This window comes from Kitasatospora sp. NPDC004745 (genome assembly GCF_042873275.1).
Taxonomy (GTDB): domain Bacteria; phylum Actinomycetota; class Actinomycetes; order Streptomycetales; family Streptomycetaceae; genus Kitasatospora.
This window is the reverse complement of sequence record NZ_JBIALK010000018.1, coordinates 1-17,923: the sequence shown is the minus strand read 5'-3', so window position 1 is coordinate 17,923 and position 17,923 is coordinate 1. Positions and strand designations below refer to the sequence as shown.

16 protein-coding genes are annotated in these 17,923 nt (G+C 74.1%); 8 read left to right on the top strand and 8 right to left on the bottom strand.

The window, feature by feature from the left end; translation table 11 throughout:
• Positions 1–99: 99 nt before the first annotated feature.
• From ACFYUY_RS25950 to ACFYUY_RS25930, 5 genes are all read right to left on the bottom strand, one after another.
• Positions 100–1,005: a carbohydrate ABC transporter permease gene (locus ACFYUY_RS25950; protein WP_387904107.1), complete on the bottom strand. Its 906-nt coding sequence runs from the start codon at positions 1,003–1,005 to the stop codon at positions 100–102.
• A complete protein-coding gene (locus tag ACFYUY_RS25945) occupies positions 1,002–1,922 on the bottom strand; it encodes a carbohydrate ABC transporter permease (protein ID WP_387904104.1) in 921 nt (306 codons plus the stop codon). The genes ACFYUY_RS25950 and ACFYUY_RS25945 overlap by 4 nt, the downstream gene beginning before the upstream one ends.
• A gap of 318 nt (positions 1,923–2,240) precedes the next feature.
• A complete protein-coding gene (locus ACFYUY_RS25940) occupies positions 2,241–3,002 on the bottom strand; it encodes a glucose 1-dehydrogenase (RefSeq protein WP_360220231.1) in 762 nt (253 codons plus the stop codon).
• Positions 2,999–4,393: an MFS transporter gene (locus tag ACFYUY_RS25935; RefSeq protein WP_387904101.1), complete on the bottom strand. Its 1,395-nt coding sequence runs from the start codon at positions 4,391–4,393 to the stop codon at positions 2,999–3,001. The genes ACFYUY_RS25940 and ACFYUY_RS25935 overlap by 4 nt, the downstream gene beginning before the upstream one ends.
• Positions 4,394–4,469: 76 nt before the next feature.
• Positions 4,470–5,051, bottom strand: coding sequence for a TetR family transcriptional regulator (locus ACFYUY_RS25930; RefSeq protein ID WP_360220225.1), 582 nt, complete (start codon positions 5,049–5,051; stop codon positions 4,470–4,472).
• A 146-nt stretch (positions 5,052–5,197) separates the two neighbouring features.
• On the opposite strand from ACFYUY_RS25930, the gene ACFYUY_RS25925 reads away from it, so the two are divergent.
• On the top strand, positions 5,198–5,683 hold the full coding sequence (locus ACFYUY_RS25925) for a DoxX family protein (RefSeq protein ID WP_387904096.1): 486 nt from the start codon (positions 5,198–5,200) through the stop codon (positions 5,681–5,683).
• Between the two features lie 137 nt (positions 5,684–5,820).
• On the opposite strand, the gene ACFYUY_RS25920 is transcribed toward ACFYUY_RS25925, so the two are convergent.
• Both ACFYUY_RS25920 and ACFYUY_RS25915 read right to left on the bottom strand, forming a co-directional pair.
• On the bottom strand, positions 5,821–6,117 hold the full coding sequence (locus tag ACFYUY_RS25920; RefSeq protein ID WP_360220219.1) for an MTH1187 family thiamine-binding protein: 297 nt from the start codon (positions 6,115–6,117) through the stop codon (positions 5,821–5,823).
• Positions 6,118–6,358: 241 nt separating this feature from the next.
• The gene (locus ACFYUY_RS25915) at positions 6,359–7,843 is read right to left on the bottom strand and encodes a SulP family inorganic anion transporter (RefSeq protein ID WP_387904342.1); all 1,485 of its coding nucleotides are present in this window, start codon (positions 7,841–7,843) and stop codon (positions 6,359–6,361) included.
• Between the two features lie 974 nt (positions 7,844–8,817).
• Here ACFYUY_RS25915 and gcl point away from each other — a divergent pair.
• From gcl to ACFYUY_RS25900, 3 genes are all read left to right on the top strand, one after another.
• Entirely contained in the window at positions 8,818–10,599 is a 1,782-nt protein-coding gene (gcl, locus tag ACFYUY_RS25910) for a glyoxylate carboligase (protein WP_387904094.1), read from the top strand.
• A 193-nt stretch (positions 10,600–10,792) separates the two neighbouring features.
• Positions 10,793–11,281 (top strand): glutathione peroxidase, encoded by a 489-nt coding sequence (locus tag ACFYUY_RS25905; RefSeq protein WP_360220213.1) that lies wholly within the window; start codon positions 10,793–10,795, stop codon positions 11,279–11,281.
• 138 nt (positions 11,282–11,419) lie between these two features.
• Positions 11,420–12,634: a metallophosphoesterase gene (locus ACFYUY_RS25900; RefSeq protein WP_387904091.1), complete on the top strand. Its 1,215-nt coding sequence runs from the start codon at positions 11,420–11,422 to the stop codon at positions 12,632–12,634.
• Positions 12,635–12,676: 42 nt separating this feature from the next.
• Here ACFYUY_RS25900 and ACFYUY_RS25895 read toward each other — a convergent pair whose 3' ends face one another.
• Positions 12,677–13,600: a LysR substrate-binding domain-containing protein gene (locus tag ACFYUY_RS25895; RefSeq protein WP_360220207.1), complete on the bottom strand. Its 924-nt coding sequence runs from the start codon at positions 13,598–13,600 to the stop codon at positions 12,677–12,679.
• A 96-nt stretch (positions 13,601–13,696) separates the two neighbouring features.
• On the opposite strand from ACFYUY_RS25895, the gene ACFYUY_RS25890 reads away from it, so the two are divergent.
• The 4 genes from ACFYUY_RS25890 (at position 13,697) to ACFYUY_RS25875 (ending at position 17,783) form a co-directional block, all read left to right on the top strand.
• Entirely contained in the window at positions 13,697–14,401 is a 705-nt protein-coding gene (locus ACFYUY_RS25890; RefSeq protein WP_360220204.1) for a succinate dehydrogenase cytochrome b subunit, read from the top strand.
• On the top strand, positions 14,398–16,344 hold the full coding sequence (locus ACFYUY_RS25885; protein WP_387904088.1) for a fumarate reductase/succinate dehydrogenase flavoprotein subunit: 1,947 nt from the start codon (positions 14,398–14,400) through the stop codon (positions 16,342–16,344). Before ACFYUY_RS25890 ends, ACFYUY_RS25885 begins: the two co-directional genes overlap by 4 nt.
• Complete coding sequence (locus tag ACFYUY_RS25880) at positions 16,341–17,078, top strand: succinate dehydrogenase/fumarate reductase iron-sulfur subunit (RefSeq protein ID WP_387904085.1); 738 nt, start codon at positions 16,341–16,343, stop codon at positions 17,076–17,078. The genes ACFYUY_RS25885 and ACFYUY_RS25880 overlap by 4 nt, the downstream gene beginning before the upstream one ends.
• Before the next feature lie 402 nt (positions 17,079–17,480).
• Positions 17,481–17,783 carry a hypothetical protein gene (locus tag ACFYUY_RS25875; protein ID WP_360220195.1) on the top strand — a complete coding sequence of 101 codons (303 nt, stop codon included), beginning with the start codon at positions 17,481–17,483 and terminating at the stop codon, positions 17,781–17,783.
• Positions 17,784–17,923 lie beyond the last annotated feature (140 nt).

Below are 17,923 nucleotides of genomic sequence, written 5' to 3'. Positions count from 1 at the left end.
CGGGCGGCGGGAGCCGGAACCCGCGGTGCGAGGTGCTCGGTGCCCGGTGCTCGGTGCCCGGTACGGGAGCGACCGGCCGGAGGGCTCCGGGTCGACGGCTCAGCGGACGGCGCCCGCGGTCAGCCCGCGGACGATGAAGCGCTGGCCGAACACCACCAGGGCGAGGGTGGGCAGCAGGGAGAGCACGACGCCGGCCAGGATCAGGCCCGGGTCCGACATCTCGGAGTCGCGCAACGAGGTGAGGCCGATCTGCAGGGTCTGCATGTTCGCCGTGCGGGTGATGATCAGCGGCCAGAAGTACTGGTTCCAGGCGGAGAGGAAGACGTAGATCGACAGCGCCGCCAGGGCGGGCTTGTTGAGCGGGACGACGATCCGCCACAGGAACCGCCAGTGCCCCGCACCGTCGATCCGCGCGGCGTCCCGCAGTTCCCCGGGCAGCTGGCGGAAGGCCTGCCGCAGCATGAAGGTGCCGAAGCCGGAGGCGAGGAAGGGCAGCACCAGGCCGAAGTAGGTGTTGCCCAGCCCCCAGCCCGACAGCGTCAGGTAGTTGGGGATGATGATGGCCTCCCAGGGGACCATCAGCGTCGCCAGGAACACCCCGAACACCACGGCCCGCGCCCTGAGCGGCAGGAAGACGAAGGCGTACGCGGCCAGGATCGAGGTGAACAGCTGGGCGAGCGTGATGACCGTCGCCGTGATCGCCGAGTTGGCGTACTGCCGGGCCAGCGGGACGGTGTCGACGGCTCCGGCGAAGTTCCGCCCGGTGACGGAGTGCGGGACGAGTGCCGGCGGGTAGGAGGAGAGCTCGGACGGGCCCATGAAGGCACCGGCGACGGCGTAGTACACCGGGAAGGCCACGGTGACGACGGCGACGGCGAGCAGCAGGTGGACGGCGGCGCGGCCGATCAGGTCGCGCGGCGAGCGGCCGGCCAGGGGGCGCCGGCGCGGCGGCGCCCCGGACTCGCTCCCGGTCTCCGCCCGGGCCTCGGTGGCGAGGGTCGTCATGCGTAGTGCACCTTCCGCTCCAGGACGCCGAACTGGACCGCCGTACAGGCGAGGACGACCACCAGCAGCACCACGGCCTGGGCGCTGGCCGTGCCGAAGTCGCTGGAGCCGTAGGCGAAGGCCTTCTCGTAGACGGAGTAGACGAGCGTGCGGGTGGCACCGTCCGGGCCGCCCTTGGTGAGGATGTGGATCTGGCCGAAACTCTGCAGCGCGTGCACGGTGGAGACCACGGTCAGGAAGAAGAGGTGCGGCCCGAGCATCGGCACGGTGATCGAACGGGCCAGTCGCAGGCCCGACGCCCCGTCGATGCGCGCCGCCTCCACGATCTCCGGCGGGATCGAACCGATGCCGGCGGAGAGCACCAGGACGTTGTAGCCCAGGCTCATCCAGACCGTGGTGAGGGCCACCGAGAGCAGCGCGTAACGGGAGTCGGTCAGCCAGCCGATCGGCCCCAGCCCGAGGTGCGAGAGCAGGCCGTTGAGCACCCCGCTGGCCGGATTGAAGAACACCGCGAAGACCACGGAGGCGCTGGCCACCGAGAAGGCGAAGGGCAGCGCGAAGGCCGAGCGCAGCAGCCGCACGCCCCTGATCCGGTTCTCCAGCAGCAGCACCAGCGCCAGCGCGCCCAGCACCCCGGGCAGCACCGTGAACAGGGTGAACAGAGCGGTGGTGACCAGGGTGCGCCGGAAGTCCGCCGAGGTCAGCAGGTCCGTGTAGTGCTTCGCCCCGACGTAGCGGGAGGGCGCGCCGAAGAGGTCGTTGGCATGGCCGCTCAGGTAGACCGTCCGTCCCAGCGGGTAGCCGATGAACAGGACGAAGACCACCAGGGAGGGCAGCAGGAAGGCCCAGGCGAGCCCGTGTTCGCCCCAGCGGCTCCGGCGGCCCGGGTGGGGCGCGTTGTGCGGTGCGGTCGGCATGGGTTGGCGCGTCCGCCTTTCGTTGCGTCGGTTCCGGCCGAAACCGTGTCTTGCCCACACGACGCGTCGGAAACCTCACGATGAGCAACGAGTGTCAGCAGGATTACGCGTTCGCGTCAGATTCCGGCCGACCGGGCACGCGCGGTGCGGCGCCCACCGGGGCAGCCGCGCGCGGAGGGGCAGCCGCGCGCGGAGGGGCGCGGGCCCCGGGCGGGCCCGGTCGCCGACCGGGCGGGGGACGACGGACGAGGGCTCGGCGACCGGTCGGTGACCGGTCGTCGGGCCCTCGGGTCCGCCGTCGGGGACGCCTGTGCGGGATCAGCCGGTGATGCCGCCGTCCAGGACCAGGTCGGCGCCGACGGTGTAGCCGGCCTCCGGCGAGGCGAGGTGGAGGACGGCGGCGGCGATCTCGCCGACCTCGCCCGGGCGGCCGACCGGGACGGTGGACTTCATCCGGTCCGCCTTGTCGGCGGCGCTCTCGCCGGGGCGGCTGGACATCGGGGTGTCCACCGGGCCGGGGCTGACCAGGTTGATCCGGACGCCGTCGGCGATGTGGTCCAGCGCGGCGGTGCGGGTCAGCGCGGTGACGGCGGCCTTGCTGGCCGCGTAGGCCGCGAGGCCGGGGATCCGCATGTGGGCGCCGACGTTGGAGGAGACGTTGACGATCGCGCCGCCGCCGTGGGCCCGCATGTGGGCGATCTGGTGCTGCATGGCGAGCAGGGTGCCGGTCACGTTGACGGTGAGGACCCGCTCCCACTCCTGCGCGTCGATCTCGGCGACCGGGCCGACGGCGCCGAGCACACCGGCGTTGTTGACGGCGACGTCCAGGGCGCCGAACGCCTCGACGGTCTCGCGGACCAGCCGGGCCGCGTCCCGGCCGTCGGTCACGTCACCGGTCAGGGCTACGGCCGTGCCGCCGGCCTCCTCGATCAGCTCGACCGTCCCGGCGAGCGGTCCGGCGCTGCGGCCCGCGACGGCGACCCGGGCGCCCTCCCGGGCGAAGGCGAGGGCGATGGCCCGGCCGATGCCGCTGCCGCCTCCGGTGACCAGGACGGACGTGTCGGCGAAACGCGTGGTCATGACGAGTACTCCTCGGGGTGATCGGTGCTTGCGGTCGTGGTGCTGGTTCGGGGCAGGGCGGCGACCGCGACGGCGGTGAGCGCCAGCCCCGCGGCGGCCGCCGCGAACGCCGCGGCGTAGCCGCCGACGACGGTCGGGCGGGTGGCGGCGAGCGCCATCAGGGCGGCGACGCCGGTGGTGGGGCCGAGTTCCATGGCCGTGTTGAGGACACCCGCGGCGAGGCCGGTCCGTTCGGGCGGCACGCCCCCGGTGGCGAGCACCGCGGAGCCGGCGAAGGCGGCCGCGGCGCCGGCGGGCAGCAGGAGCAGCCCGGGCAGCAGCCCGGTGGCGTAGCCGCTGCCGGGGGTGAGGCCGGCCAGCAGCCCGAGGCCGGCGGCCGCGAGGGCGAGACCGGCGGCGGTGACCGCGGCGGCACCGTGCCGGGCGGTCAGCGGGGCGGCGAGGCGGCCGGCCAGCAGCAGGGCCGCGGCGTACGGCAGGAAGGCGGCCGAGGTGGCCAGGGTGCCCCAGCCGCGCTGCTGTTGGAGGTAGAGGGCGAGCATCAGGAAGGTCAGCGCGGTGGCGGTCGCGGTGGCCGTGACGGCGGCGAGCGCGGTGGCCCGGCGCCGGTCGGTGAGGAAGCCGGCCGGCAGCAGCGGGTCGGCGGCGCGGTGTTGGGCGGCGGCGAAGCCGAGCAGCAGGGCGAGCCCGACGGCCAGCGGGCCGATCACGGCGGGCGTGGACCAGCCGTGTTCGGTGGACGCCACCAGGCCGTAACTCGCCGCACAGACACCGGCGGTGGCGAGTACGGCGCCACGCAGGTCCAGGGCCGGGCGACGACCGGCGGGAGCGGCGGGCGGCAGCGAGCCGGAGCGGGCGAGCCCGAGCAGGGAGACCAGTACGGGCACCGCGAAGAGCCAGCGCCAGGAGACCCAGGCGGTGACCGCGCCGGAGAGCAGGTTGCCCGCCGTGGCACCGAGCACCGAGAGGCCTCCCCAGGTGGCCATCGCCCGCCGGTGGTCCGCGGGTCCGGGGCGCAGCACGCGGACCACCGCGACGGCGGCGGGTGCGGCGAGGGCCGCGCCGACGCCCTGGGCGAAGCGGCCGGCGAGGAGGGCCGACTGGCCGGGGGCGAGGGCGCAGCCGAGCGAGGCGACGGCGAGCAGGGCGAGCCCCGCCCGCAGGACGGGCCGGCCGCCGTGGCGGTCGGTGAGTCGGCCGCCGAGCAGGAGCAGGGAGCTGAACGAGAGTCCGTAGGCGGCGCTGAGCAGCAGCACGCCGGACGGGCCGAGGCCGAACTCCCGGGCCACCAGGGGCAGCGGCACGGAGAGGATCATGATGGTGAAGATCAGCGTGGCCTGGACGCCGCCGAGCAGCGCGAAGCCGGAACGGGCGGCCGTGGTGGCACCCATGAAAAAATCCCCCCTTATACGACCGTTCGGTCCAGTATCGACACAGCAGTGCATCCCGACGCCCCCGGCGGGCGGGTCAGTCGAGCAGCACCAGCGCCTGCTCGGCGGCGTCCCGCACCCTGGCCGCCCCGTCGACGGTCTTCCCCATCACCCGCATGCCCTGCAACAGCACCATCAGCATCCGGGCCAGCGCCCGGGGTTCCCGCCCGGCGGGCAGCTCCCCCTGTGCCTCGGCGCGCACCAGCGCGGCGACCAGCACCGTCTCCAGGTGCCCGAGGCTGGCCGCCACCCGGCGGGCCGCCGCCTCGTCGTGCGGACCGAGCTCGACCGCGGTGTTGGTGACGAAGCAACCGCGCTTCAGCCCGTCCTCGGCGGAGGCCGTCGCGTACCGACGGACCAGCGCGCGGACGGCCGGCAGCACCGGCCCGGGCTGGGAGAGCTCGGCGAGCAGCACCGGGTCGGTCTGCTCGGCGTAGCGCTCCAGCGCGCGCAGGTAGAGCTCGCGCTTGCTGCCGAAGGTGGCGTAGATGCTCGCCCGGGCGATCCCGAGCCCCTCCACCAGGTCGGCCATCGAGGTGGCCTCGTAGCCGCGCCGCCAGAACAGCTCGAGCGCCGCCTGAAGCGCCGCGTCCGGGTCGAATTCCTTCGTTCGCGCCATGGGAGGACGCTAACCCTTTCCAGATCGATCGGTCAAGAAAGGTCGAAGAGGGGGCGTGATCGACATTTGACGGAGCATTGCCAAGTGGACTAGACCAAAGCTACCCTTACCGCCCCGTACCTCCTCCCCCCACAGGAGGCGTTTCCATGTCCCTGAACCTCCCCGCCACCCCCCGGCAGGCCGCCGAGGCCGCCCGCCCACTCGTCCTGACGGCCTTTCGGGCCGTCGTCGGACTGCTCTTCGCCTGCCACGGCGCCGCCTCGCTCTTCGGCGTCCTCGGCGGCGCGAAGGGCGGCGGCACCGTCCCGGCCGGGCAGTGGCCCGGCTGGTGGGCCGCGCTGATCCAGCTGGTCGGCGGCACCCTGGTGCTGCTCGGCGTCGGCACCAGGGCGGCCGCGCTGCTCTGCTCCGGCTCGATGGCCTACGCCTACTTCACCGTCCACCAGGAGCACGCCCTGCTACCGCTGCAGAACGGCGGCGAGCCCTCCGTGATGTTCTGCTGGGCCTTCCTCGCCATCGCGGTGCTGGGCTCCGGCCCGTTCGCACTGGACCGGCTGCTCACCCGGAACGCCGACGCACCCGCGGCCACCGAGCCCGCCCCGACCGGCGCCCGGCCCGGGCCCACCGGCTGACCGACTGACCAACCGGCCGACTGACCGGTCAAGGCCGGAACGGTCGGCCGACCGTTCCGACCTTGACCGGCGCGCGTCCGACCGGCACGCGTCCGGCGGGCACGGGCGCGGCAGTGCGGCGGGCCGACCGCCCGCGGTCAGCCCTCCGCCAGGTGCCGTTCCACCGAGGCGACCTTGCCGGTGAGGCCGTCGGTCACCCCGGCCCGGTCGTCGATCTTGATGACCGTGCTCACCCGGCCGCTGTAGGCCTTCACCGCCTCGATCGCCTCCCTGATCACCGGCATCACCTCGTCCCACTCCCCCTCGACGCTGGTGAACATCGCGTCCGTGCGGTTGGGCAGACCGCTCGCCCGCACCACCCGGACGGCGGCGGCCACCGCCTCGCCCACCTCCTCACCGATCCCCAGCGGGGTCACCGAAAACGCCGCGATCACCGTTCTGCGCTCCTCACACCGGCACTGCACACACCGACCGCACCGACGGCGCCGGGAGCACCGACGGCACCGGTCGCGGCCCGGAGGAATCCCCGGACCGCGACCAGGCTAGACACTCCCCCGCGCCGGCAGCGGAACCGACGGACGGTCGGCGCGCGGACGGGCGGGCGGCCACCGACCCGCGGTCGGGAGCCGTCGGGCGCTCGGGCCTCCGACGGGGACTCAGGCCTCCGACGGGGGCTCAGGCCACCGTCGGCAGCGGTGGTTCGACGGCCAGCGGGGCCGTCGAGCGGGCCCGGTGCTGCGCGGCCCAGGCGGCGAGGGCGACGGTGCAGGCGTGGTCCAGGTGGCGCAGGCCCGACCAGTCCAGCTCCACCGGCCGGTCGGCGGGCAGCCGCTCCAGGGCGTCCAGCAGCCGGGGCAGCCGCAGGAAGGTCGCGTTGCCGCTGAGCCGGACGCGGTGCAGCGCGGCCCCGGTCGGCAGGACCAGCTCCTCCACGGCGATCTGCAGGTGCGAGGTCTGCCAGGCCGACTTCACCACGGCCAGCCCCACACCGATCAGCACGCCCTCGAACAGGTCGGTGGCGATGATCGCGGTCGCGGTGACCCCGAGCACCAGCGCCTCGCCGTGGTGCTCCCGGCCCAGCGCGGCGATCCGCCGCAGCGGGACGAGCTTCGCCCCGGCGTGCACCAGCACGGCGGCGAGCGCCGTCAGCGGGACGAGCCCGAGCGCGCCGGGCAGCAGGGCGGTGAACAGCAGCAGCCACAGCCCGTGCATCGTGCGCGAGGCCCTGCTGCGGGCGCCCGCCTGGACGTTGGCGGCGCTGCGGACGATCACCGCGGTCATCGGGAGGGCCCCGAGCAGTCCGCACACCGTGTTGCCGACGCCCTGGGCCGTCAGCTCGCGGTCGTAGTGGGTGCGCGGCCCGTGGTGCATCCGGTCGACGGCGGCGGCGCTGAACAGCGTCTCGGCGGAGGCGATCAGGGTGAAGGCGACGACGGTGCCGAGGCCGGCGGTGCCGACCAGGGCGTCGAGCGCGGCGCCGCCCGGCGGCTGGACGACGTCGAGCAGTCCGGCCACCCGGACCCTGGCCACCGACAGGTCGGCGGCGGCCGTCACGGCGGCGGCCAGGCCGACCGCGGCCAGCGGTGCGGGCACCGCGCGGGCGACGCGCCCCGGTACGTACCGCCAGCCGACCAGCACCAGCAGGGTGCCCAGCCCCAGCGCGATCGCGCTCGGGGCGGCCGCGCCGGTGAGCGCGTCCGCGAGCAGGCGGGGCAGCCCGGCGATCTTCTCCGGCCCGGTGGCCGGGGCCCGGCGGTCGGCGAGCGCGTAGAGCTGGCCGAACAGCAGGGTCAGCCCGATGCCGGCCAGCATGCCGTGCACCACGGAGGCGGACATCGCCCGGAACCAGCGGCCGAGCCGCAGGGCCCCCATGACGATCTGGAGCAGCCCGGTGCCGAGCACCAGCAGGCCGAGCGCGCCGACGCCGAACTGCTGGACGGCGTCGTAGACCAGGACGGTCAGCCCGGCGGCCGGGCCGCTCACCTGCAGGCTGCTGCCGGGCAGCAGGCCGACCACCAGACCGCCCACGATGCCGGTCACCAGGCCCAGTTCGGCCGGGACGCCGGAGGCGACGGCCACCCCGACGCAGAGCGGCAGGGCGACCAGGAACACCACCAGCGAGGCGGGCAGGTCGTGGCGCCAGGGGACGGCGCGCAGCACGGCGAGCGGGCTCCGGCCGCGGCCCGGCGGGGCGGGCTTGCGGGGGCGGCCCGCGGGGGCGTTCCGGGGCGGTCGGCTCACCCGGTCACCACCGGGGGGCGGTCAGGGCGATCAGGGGAACAACGCATGGGGACGTTCCTTTCCCGCGCCCGGCACCGCGGGCGCGCCGTCACTGGGCAGGGGGCGGCGTGGGCGGACACGACGGTGGCGGACGGGTGCCGGAGCGCGCGCCGGGGGCGGCAGGCGGCTTGCCGGCGGGGTGGCGCGAGGGCCACCAGGCGGTGCGGGGGCCGGGCGTCGGGCGTCGGGCGTCGGGCGTCGGGTCGGAGGATCCGGACGACGGAGGGCGTCGGGGCCGGGCGTCGGGCGTCGGGTCGGAGGATCCGGACGACGGAGGGCGTCGGGGCCGGGCGTCGGGTCGGAGGATCCGGACGACGGAGGGGTCGGTCGAGGCGGGGCCACCGGAGCCCCGGACGGCCCCCGCCACCCCCCGCCGCGGCCACGGCCGGACCTGCCGGGCCCGGCGTGGCACCGACGGTACCCAGCGCCCCGGGGCGGCCCGACACCGGACACCTCCCCTTCACCCGCCCTGCACACCGGCGCCACACCCAGGCCCGGAACACCCGGTTCCACGGGCACACCAGCACGACCCGCGGCCGCGTGTACGAACCAGGCCGGTGCGGCACGGTTTGCAGCAATCGACGACTCGGTCGCCCTGGAGGCCGTCGAGTGCTGGAGGAAGCGGCGATGGTCCGGCCGGACCCGCCGTGACAGCCTGGCCGGACACCCGGACGCCCGCACCGACCTGCGGTTTCACCGCCGGCGGCCCGCTTCCACATTCTGTTGAAACTCCCCTTGACGCCCCGACAGGGCCCGCCGTACCGTGTTTCCACATACAGAAACCGTTCTTCCGTATGGTGGAATTCTGGAGATGAGCCCTCCGACCCACTGCCGGCCGACGCAGGAGAAACCCGATGCCTCGTATGACAGCCGCCCGCGCGGCGGTGGAGATCCTCAAGCTCGAAGGCGTTGAGGTCGCGTTCGGCGTGCCGGGCGCAGCCATCAACCCGTTCTACGCCGCCCTCAAGGCCTCCGGCGGGATCAGGCACACGCTCGCCCGGCACGTCGAGGGCGCCTCCCACATGGCCGAGGGCTACACCCGCGCCAAGGCCGGCAACATCGGTGTCTGCATCGGCACCTCGGGCCCGGCCGGCACCGACATGATCACCGGCCTGTACTCGGCCATCGCCGACTCGATCCCGATCCTGTGCATCACCGGCCAGGCCCCCGTCGCCCGCCTCCACAAGGAGGACTTCCAGGCCGTCGACATCGCCTCGATCGCCAAGCCCGTCACCAAGGCGGCCACCACCGTCCTGGAGGCCGCGCAGGTCCCCGGCGTGGTCCAGCAGGCGTTCCACCTGATGCGCTCCGGCCGTCCGGGCCCGGTCCTGATCGACCTGCCGATCGACGTCCAGCTGACCGAGATCGACTTCGACCCCGAGGCCTACCAGCCGCTCCCGGTCTACAAGCCGACCGCCAACCGGATCCAGATCGAGAAGGCCCTCGCGCTGCTCCAGGAGTCCGAGCGCCCCCTGATCGTGGCCGGCGGCGGCGTCATCAACGCCGACGCCTCCGAACTGCTCCGCGAGTTCGCCGAGCTCACCGGCGTCCCGGTCGTCCCCACCCTGATGGGCTGGGGCATCGTCCCCGACGACCACGAGCTGAACGCCGGCATGGTCGGCCTGCAGACCTCGCACCGCTACGGCAACGAGAACTTCCTCGCCTCGGACTTCGTCCTCGGCATCGGCAACCGCTGGGCCAACCGCCACACCGGCGGTCTGGACGTCTACACGGCGGGCCGCACGTTCGTCCACGTCGACGTCGAGCCCACCCAGATCGGCAAGATCTTCGCCCCCGACCTCGGCATCGCCTCCGACGCCAAGGCCGCCCTGGAGCTCTTCGTCGAGGTCGCCAAGGAGCTCAAGGCCGCCGGGCAGCTCAAGGACCGCGGCGAGTGGGCCGCCGCCACCCAGGCCCGCAAGGCGCAGCTGCAGCGCCGCACCCACTTCGACAACGTGCCGCTCAAGCCGCAGCGCGTCTACGAGGAGATGAACAAGGCCTTCGGCCCGGAGACCCGCTACGTCACCACCATCGGCCTCTCCCAGATCGCCGGCGCGCAGATGCTGCACGTCTACAAGCCGCGGCACTGGATCAACTGCGGCCAGGCCGGCCCGCTGGGCTGGACCATCCCGGCGGCGCTGGGCGTCGCCACCGCCGACCCCGAGGGCCAGATCGTCGCGCTCTCCGGCGACTACGACTTCCAGTTCATGATCGAGGAGCTGGCGGTCGGCGCCCAGCACCGCATCCCGTACGTCCACGTGCTGGTGAACAACTCGTACCTGGGCCTGATCCGCCAGGCGCAGCGCAACTTCGACATCGACTTCCAGGTCAAGCTGGAGTTCGAGAACATCAACGCGCCGGAGCTGGGCGTCTACGGCGTGGACCACGTCAAGGTCGCCGAGGGCCTGGGCTGCAAGGCGATCCGGGTCACCGAGCCGGAGGGCCTGCTGCCCGCCTTCGAGGAGGCCAAGAAGCTGGCCGCCGAGTTCCGCGTCCCGGTCGTCGTCGAGGCGATCCTGGAGCGGGTCACCAACATCTCGATGAGCGGCAACGACATCGACAAGGTGAACGAGTTCGAGGAGCTCGCCACCCTTCCCGAGCACGCGCCGACCGCCGTCCGGCCGCTGGCGCTCTGACCGGCACCGGACGGGCCCGGGTCCCTCCCCCCGGGCCCGTCCGGCTCGCCGCCCCGCACCCCGGGCAGCGGCGCGCCCGGTCCACCCCGCCCGCGCGGAACACCGGCGGGCCCGGCACGGTTGACCCGGCCGGGGCGGCTACCGTGACCACGGGAGCCACCCGCCATCCCGACCTGCCGAAAGGACCACCACCGTGAGCCTGTACGACATCCCGCTGCGCACCCTCGCCGGCGAGGCCGCCTCGCTGGCCGACCACAAGGGCAAGGCACTGCTGATCGTCAACGTCGCCTCCAAGTGCGGCCTGACCCCGCAGTACGCGGGCCTGGAGCGGCTCCAGGAGCGCTACGCCGGGCGCGGGTTCACCGTGCTGGGCTTCCCCTCCAACCAGTTCGCCGGGCAGGAGCCGGGCAGCGCCGAGGAGATCCAGACCTTCTGCTCCACCACCTACGGCGTGTCCTTCCCGCTGTTCGAGAAGACCGACGTCAACGGTGACGACCGCCACCCGCTGTACGCGCAGCTGACGCAGCACGCCGACGCCGAGGGCCAGGCCGGGGACGTCACCTGGAACTTCGAGAAGTTCCTCGTCGCCCCGGACGGCACCGTCGCGGCCCGCATCCGCCCGCGCACCGAGCCCGAGGCGGACGAGGTCATCGCCGCCATCGAGGCCGTCCTCCCCGCCTGATCACCCACCCGCCGAAGGCCCGGGGCCCCGCCCCGGGCCTTCGGCGTCTCCGCCCGCCCACCGGTCGGGACCCGGGCGGGGGCGGGGGCTGGCGGATGATGGGGGGCAGGACGGGGCGGCGGACGTGAGGTGGTCGTGGTGGCGGTCGGGGAATCGACGGAGTCGGGCGCGGCGGACGCGGGCGTGGCGGCCCCGGGCGGGCGGCGGGGGCGGCGGTCCGCGGTCAGGCGGCTGGGCGTCCTCGTGCTGGTGCTCGTGGTGCTGTGCCTTCCGCCGTGGTGGACGGTGTTCGCCGGCGCCGGCTGGCCGTTGCCGGTGGTCCTGGGCGGCACGGCCGTCCTCGCCGCCTGGATGCTCTCCTTCCCCTTCCTGATGATCGCGGGGCACGGGGCGCGGCAGTCCGACCGGGCGGCGCGGGTCGCCGACACCAGCCTCGGGGTGGTCTGGGTGCTGTTCACCTGGTCGGTGCTGGGCGCTCTGGCGGACCTCGTGCTGGGCGGGCTCGACGTCGGCGGCGCCGACCGGGCCAGGGCCGTGGCCGTCGCGGTGGCGGTGGTCTCGGCGGGGCTGCTGGGCTGGGGGCACCACGAGGCGATGCGCGTGCCCCGGGTGCGGCGGCTGGACGTCCACCTCCCCCGGCTCGGCGCTGGCCTGGACGGGACCCGGGTCGTGGTACTGGCCGACACCCACTACGGGCCGATCGACCGCGCGCACTGGTCGGCGCGGGTCACCGAGGTGGTCAACGGGCTCGACGCGGACGTCGTGGTCCACGCCGGCGACATCGCCGACGGCACGCCCGCCCGGCGCCGGGAGCAGTCCGCGCCGCTGGGGGCGGTCCGGGCCCGGCTGGCCAGGGTCTACGTCACCGGGAACCACGAGTACGGCAGCGAGGCCCAGGGCTGGCTGGACCGCATGGCGGACCTCGGCTGGGAGCCGCTGCACAACCGTCACGTCGTGGTGGAGCGGGGCGGGGACGCCCTCGTGCTCGCGGGCGTCGACGACGTGACGGCGGCGTCCTCCGGCCTGGCCGGGCACCGTGCGAACCTGCTCGGAGCGCTGGCGGGGGCGGACCCGGACCAGCCGGTCCTACTCGTCGCCCATCAGCCCAAGTACGTCCCGCAGGCCGCCGCAGCCGGGATCGACCTGCAGGTCTCCGGACACACCCACGGCGGCCAGATCTGGCCGTTCAACCTCCTCGTCCGGATCGACCAGCCGGTGGTGCACGGTCTGAGCCGGCACGGCGAGCGGACCCAGCTGTACACCAGCCGGGGCACCGGCTTCTGGGGGCCGCCCTTCCGGGTCTTCGCCCCGAGCGAGATCACCCTGCTCACCCTGCGCGCGACCACCGGATGACGCACCGCGTGACGCCCCGGGCCCGCGCCGCGTCCGGAGGGGTCACGGCAGCAACAGCGTGGTGCCCGGGGGGAGTTCGCCGCTGCCCGCGGCGGTGTGCAGGTGGGCGAGGAGGGTGGCGCGCAGGGCGGCGGCGGCGCGGGTGGGGGGCACCTCGTGGCCGTGGGCGACGGCGATGGTGCGGCCCAGGCCGGGGCCGGCGAACGGGGTGACCGCCAGGCCGGAGCGGGCCGCGACCATGCCCGGCAGCACGGCCGGCCCGAGCCCGGCGCGGACGAAGCCCAGCACGGCGTCCATCTCGCCGCCCTCGACCGCGAACTCCGGTTCGAAGCCGGCCGCCCGGCAGGCCGCCAGGGTCGTCTCCCGCAGGTCGTAGCCCTCCCGGAACATCACCAGCGGCCGCCCCCTGAGCTCCGTCACCCGGACCTTGCGGCGGGGGCGCGGCTCGGCCGAGACCAGCACCAGTTCCTCGTGCAGCAGTTCGGTGACGGCCAGGGCGGGTTCCTCCTGCCCGCTCGGCGGGGTGATGATCAGCGCGAGGTCCAGCTCCCCCGCCGCCAGCGAGCGGACCAGGTCGCGCGAGCCGCCCTCGCGGACCACCAGGGCCACCCCCGGGTAGCGGTCCCGGAAGACCCGCAGCACGTCCGGCACCAGGCTGGTGCACAGGCTCGGCGGCGCCCCCAGCCGGACCCGGCCGCGGCGCAGCTGCACCGTCTCCTGGACGGCGAGGCGGGCGCTCTCGGTGTCCGCGAGGATGCGCCGGGCCAGCGGCAGCAGGGCGTCCCCGGCGTCGGTCAGCGCGATGTTGCCGCGGGTGCGGTGGAACAGCTCGGCGCCCAACTCCCGCTCCAGGGAGCGGATCTGCTGGGACAGCGACGGCTGGGCGACGTGCTCCGCCTCCGCCGCGCGGGTGAAGTGGCGGGTCTCGGCGACGGCCAGGAAGTAGCGGAGTTGCTGCAGCTGCACCCGGCCAGGATAGAACGCGACGATAGGCACCGGCTATCGTCGCGAGCCGCATCATGTCTTGGACGCACCCTTGTGGCCGTCCCTACCGTTGCTGCCATGACAACCGCGACTCGGACGGGCCGGCGTCCGTCCACCCTGGCGACCCTGTGGCGGTCGACCGTCGGCAAGAAGGCGGTCATGGCCGTCAGCGGACTGGTCATGCTGCTGTACCTGGTCGCGCACATGCTGGGCAACCTCAAGGTCTTCTTCGGCCCCGACGACATCAACGGCTACGCCGCCTGGCTGCGCACCATCGGCCAGCCCTTCCTCGGCCACGAGTGGTTCCTCTGGATCGCCCGGACCGGCCTGCTCGCGGCCGTCGTGCTGCACGGCGTGTCCGCGTACCAGCTGAGCCGGCGCGACCTCGCCGCCCGGCCGAACCGGTACGTGCACCGGCGCCACCGGACGAGCTACGCGACCCGCACGATGCGCTGGGGCGGGGTGATCCTGGCGTTGTTCATCGTCTGGCACATCCTCGACCTGACCACGCTCACCGTGAACCCGGCCGCCGAGCACGGCCACCCGTACCAGAACATCGTGGCCTCCTTCGGCACCTGGTACGGCGGCCCGATCTACGTCGTCGCGATGCTGGCCGTCGGCCTGCACGTCCGGCACGGCTTCTGGAGCGCCGCGCAGACCCTCGGCGCCAACAACGCCCGGCGCGACCGCGCGCTGAAGCTGACCGCCAACGGCCTGGCGCTCGTGCTGACCGCCGGCTTCCTGTCCGTCCCCGTGGCCGTGATGACCGGAGTGGTGAGTTGAGCACCTACAGCGACTACACCGTCGGCGAGCCGATCGCCGACACCAGGGCCCCCGGCGGGCCGATCGAACAGCGCTGGGACCAGCGGCGCTTCGACGCCAGGCTGGTCAACCCGGCCAACCGGCGCAGGCACACCGTGATCGTCGTCGGCACCGGGCTGGCGGGCGGCGCGGCCGGCGCCACCCTCGCCGAACAGGGCTACCACGTCGTCCAGTTCTGCTTCCAGGACTCCCCGCGACGGGCCCACTCGATCGCCGCCCAGGGCGGCATCAACGCGGCCAAGAACTACCGCAACGACGGCGACTCCGTCCGCCGGCTGTTCTACGACACCGTCAAGGGCGGCGACTTCCGCGCCCGCGAGTCCAACGTGCACCGGCTCGCCCAGGTGTCGGTGGAGATCATCGACCAGTGCGTGGCCCAGGGCGTCCCCTTCGCCCGCGAGTACGGCGGACTGCTCGACACCCGGTCCTTCGGCGGCGTGCAGGTCTCCCGCACCTTCTACGCCCGCGGCCAGACCGGCCAGCAGCTGCTGCTCGGCGCCTACCAGGCGCTGTCCCGGCAGATCGCCGCGGGGAACGTGGAGATCCACCCGCGCACCGAGATGCTCGACCTGCTCGTCGTCGACGGCCGGGCCCGCGGCATCGTCGCCCGCGACCTCGTCACCGGGCGGATCAGCACCCACACCGCCGACGCCGTGGTGCTGGCCAGCGGCGGCTACGGCAACGTCTTCTACCTCTCCACCAACGCCAAGAACTCCAACGCCACCGCCGTGTGGCGGGCGCACCGGCGCGGCGCGCTGTTCGCCAACCCGTGCTTCACCCAGATCCACCCCACCTGCATCCCGCGCTCCGGCGACCACCAGTCCAAGCTCACCCTGATGAGCGAGTCGCTGCGCAACGACGGCCGGATCTGGGTGCCCAGGGCGCAGGGCGACACCCGGCCGCCCGCGCAGATCCCGGAGGAGGAGCGCGACTACTACCTGGAGCGGATCTACCCGGCCTTCGGCAACCTGGTGCCGCGCGACATCGCCTCCCGGGCCGCCAAGAACGTCTGCGACGAGGGCCGCGGCGTCGGGCCCGGCGGGCAGGGCGTCTACCTGGACTTCGCCGACGCCATCCGCCGGATGGGCCGCGACGCCGTCGCCGCCAGGTACGGCAACCTCTTCGAGATGTACGAGCGGATCACCGCGGAGGACCCGTACCGGGTGCCGATGCGGATCTACCCCGCGATCCACTACACGATGGGCGGACTGTGGGTCGACTACGACCTGCAGACCACCGTGCCCGGCCTGTTCGCGATCGGCGAGGCCAACTTCTCCGACCACGGCGCCAACCGGCTCGGCGCCAGCGCCCTCATGCAGGGCCTCGCGGACGGCTACTTCGTCCTCCCGCCCACCCTCAACGACTACCTGGCCCGCCACCCGCTGCCCGCCGTCCCCGCCGACCACCCCGCGGTCGCCGAGGTCGAGGCCGAGGTCGAGGACCGGCTCAACCTCATCCTCGCGGTGGACGGTGACCGGACCCCGGACTCCTTCCACCGCGAGCTGGGCGAACTGCTCTGGGACGAGTGCGGCATGGCCCGCGACGAGGCCGGGCTGCGCCGCGCGCTGACCCGGATCCCGGAGCTTCGCGAGGAGTTCTGGCGCCGGATCAAGGTGCCCGGCACCGGCCTGGAGCTCAACCAGTCGCTGGAGAAGGCCAACCGGCTCGTCGACTACTTCGAGCTCGCCGAACTCATGTGCCTGGACGCCCTGCACCGCGCGGAGTCCTGCGGCGGCCACTTCCGCACCGAGAGCCAGACCCCCGACGGCGAGGCCGCCCGCCGCGACGAGGCCTACTCCTACGCCGCGGCCTGGGAGTTCACCGGTACCGGGAGCGCGCCCGTGCTCCACCGCGAGGCCCTCGAGTTCGAGTACGTCCACCCCACCCAGCGGAGCTACGCATGAACCTCACCCTGCGCATCTGGCGCCAGGCGGGCCCGGACGCACCCGGCTCGATGACCACCTACCAGGTCGGCGGGATCAGCCCGGACATGTCCTTCCTGGAGATGCTCGACACCCTCAACGAGGAGCTGATCCTGCGCGGCGACGAGCCCGTCGCCTTCGACCACGACTGCCGCGAGGGCATCTGCGGCGCCTGCGGCATGGTCATCAACGGGCAGGCCCACGGCCCGGAGCGGACCACCACCTGCCAGCTGCACATGCGGCACTTCCGGGACGGCGACACCGTCGACGTCGAGCCCTGGCGGGCCGCGGCCTTCCCGGTGGTCAAGGACCTGGTCGTGGACCGCTCCGCGTTCGACCGGATCATCGGCGCCGGCGGCTACATCACCGCCCCCACCGGCAGCGCGCCCGACGCGCACGCCACGCCCGTCCCCAAGGAGGTCGCCGACACCGCCTTCGAGCACGCCGAGTGCATCGGCTGCGGCGCCTGCGTGGCCGCCTGCCCGAACGGTTCTGCGATGCTGTTCACCTCCGCCAAGGTCGTCCACCTGAACGTGCTCCCCCAGGGCGCGCCGGAGCGCGCCTCGCGGGTGCGGGACATGGTCGGGGCGATGGACGCCGAGGGGTTCGGCGGCTGCACCAACACCGGCGAGTGCGCCACCGCCTGCCCCAAGGGCATCCCGCTCCCCAGCATCGCGGCGATGAATCGCGAGTTCCTGCGGGCCGCGCGCGGTTGACGGCCCCCGACCGGCCCCCACCCCGGCCCCCACCCGGGCCCCGGACCGTCACCGGCCCGACCCCGACCCACCTGCGCCCGGCCCCTCCGCCGGCCCCGTGTCCCCGGACGCGGGGCCGGCGGCGTGTCCCGGGGCGTGCGGGGTGATCGCGCGCTCCCCGAAGGGGTGGTGGATCGTCAGGAGCGGTGCTGTCGTGCGGGAAATCGCGCTACGGTGGTGCTCCGCTACGGAGGGACGGCATATGCCCGAGGTTCAGTCCTGTTCCGGTTGCGGCGGGTCCGGGGGGACCCAGAAGACCGAAGCCACGGTCGAACGGGACGAGGAAGGAAGCATGGTGCCGAGGATCCACACCTTCTGGTCGCCATGCGGTCGGTGCCACGGATCCGGGACGGTGATCGTCGGATGAGATTGGTCTTCGAGTGTGTCGAGTGCGGTGGGCACTACCTGCCGCCCGAGGCGATGGCGTACCCGGACGGGCCCGCCTCGCCGATCTGGTGCACGCCCTGCCAGGGTGCCAAGCGGGACGCCGGGATCCGGGAGGACCCGCTGCTCGCCCGGCTCGCCCTGGCCGCGGCCCGGGCCGCCCTGGCCCGGCGTGCGGCGGAGGCCGAGCCCGGCGGGCGCGGCGACGTCCGCCCGTCCCGGCCGCCGTTGTCGCGCCGGGCGCGTTCCGGGCCCGGCGGGGTGCGCAGCCGGCTGGGGTAGCAGTCCTTCCGCAGGGCGACTGCCCGCCCCGGGACGGTGGCACCGCAATGCCGTTGCGTTAGTGGTCGTGCCATCGGTGGTTGAGTGTGATGACTACCGGTGAACGGCGTTTGCTGGCAGGTTCGTTGAGGGCCTTGCTG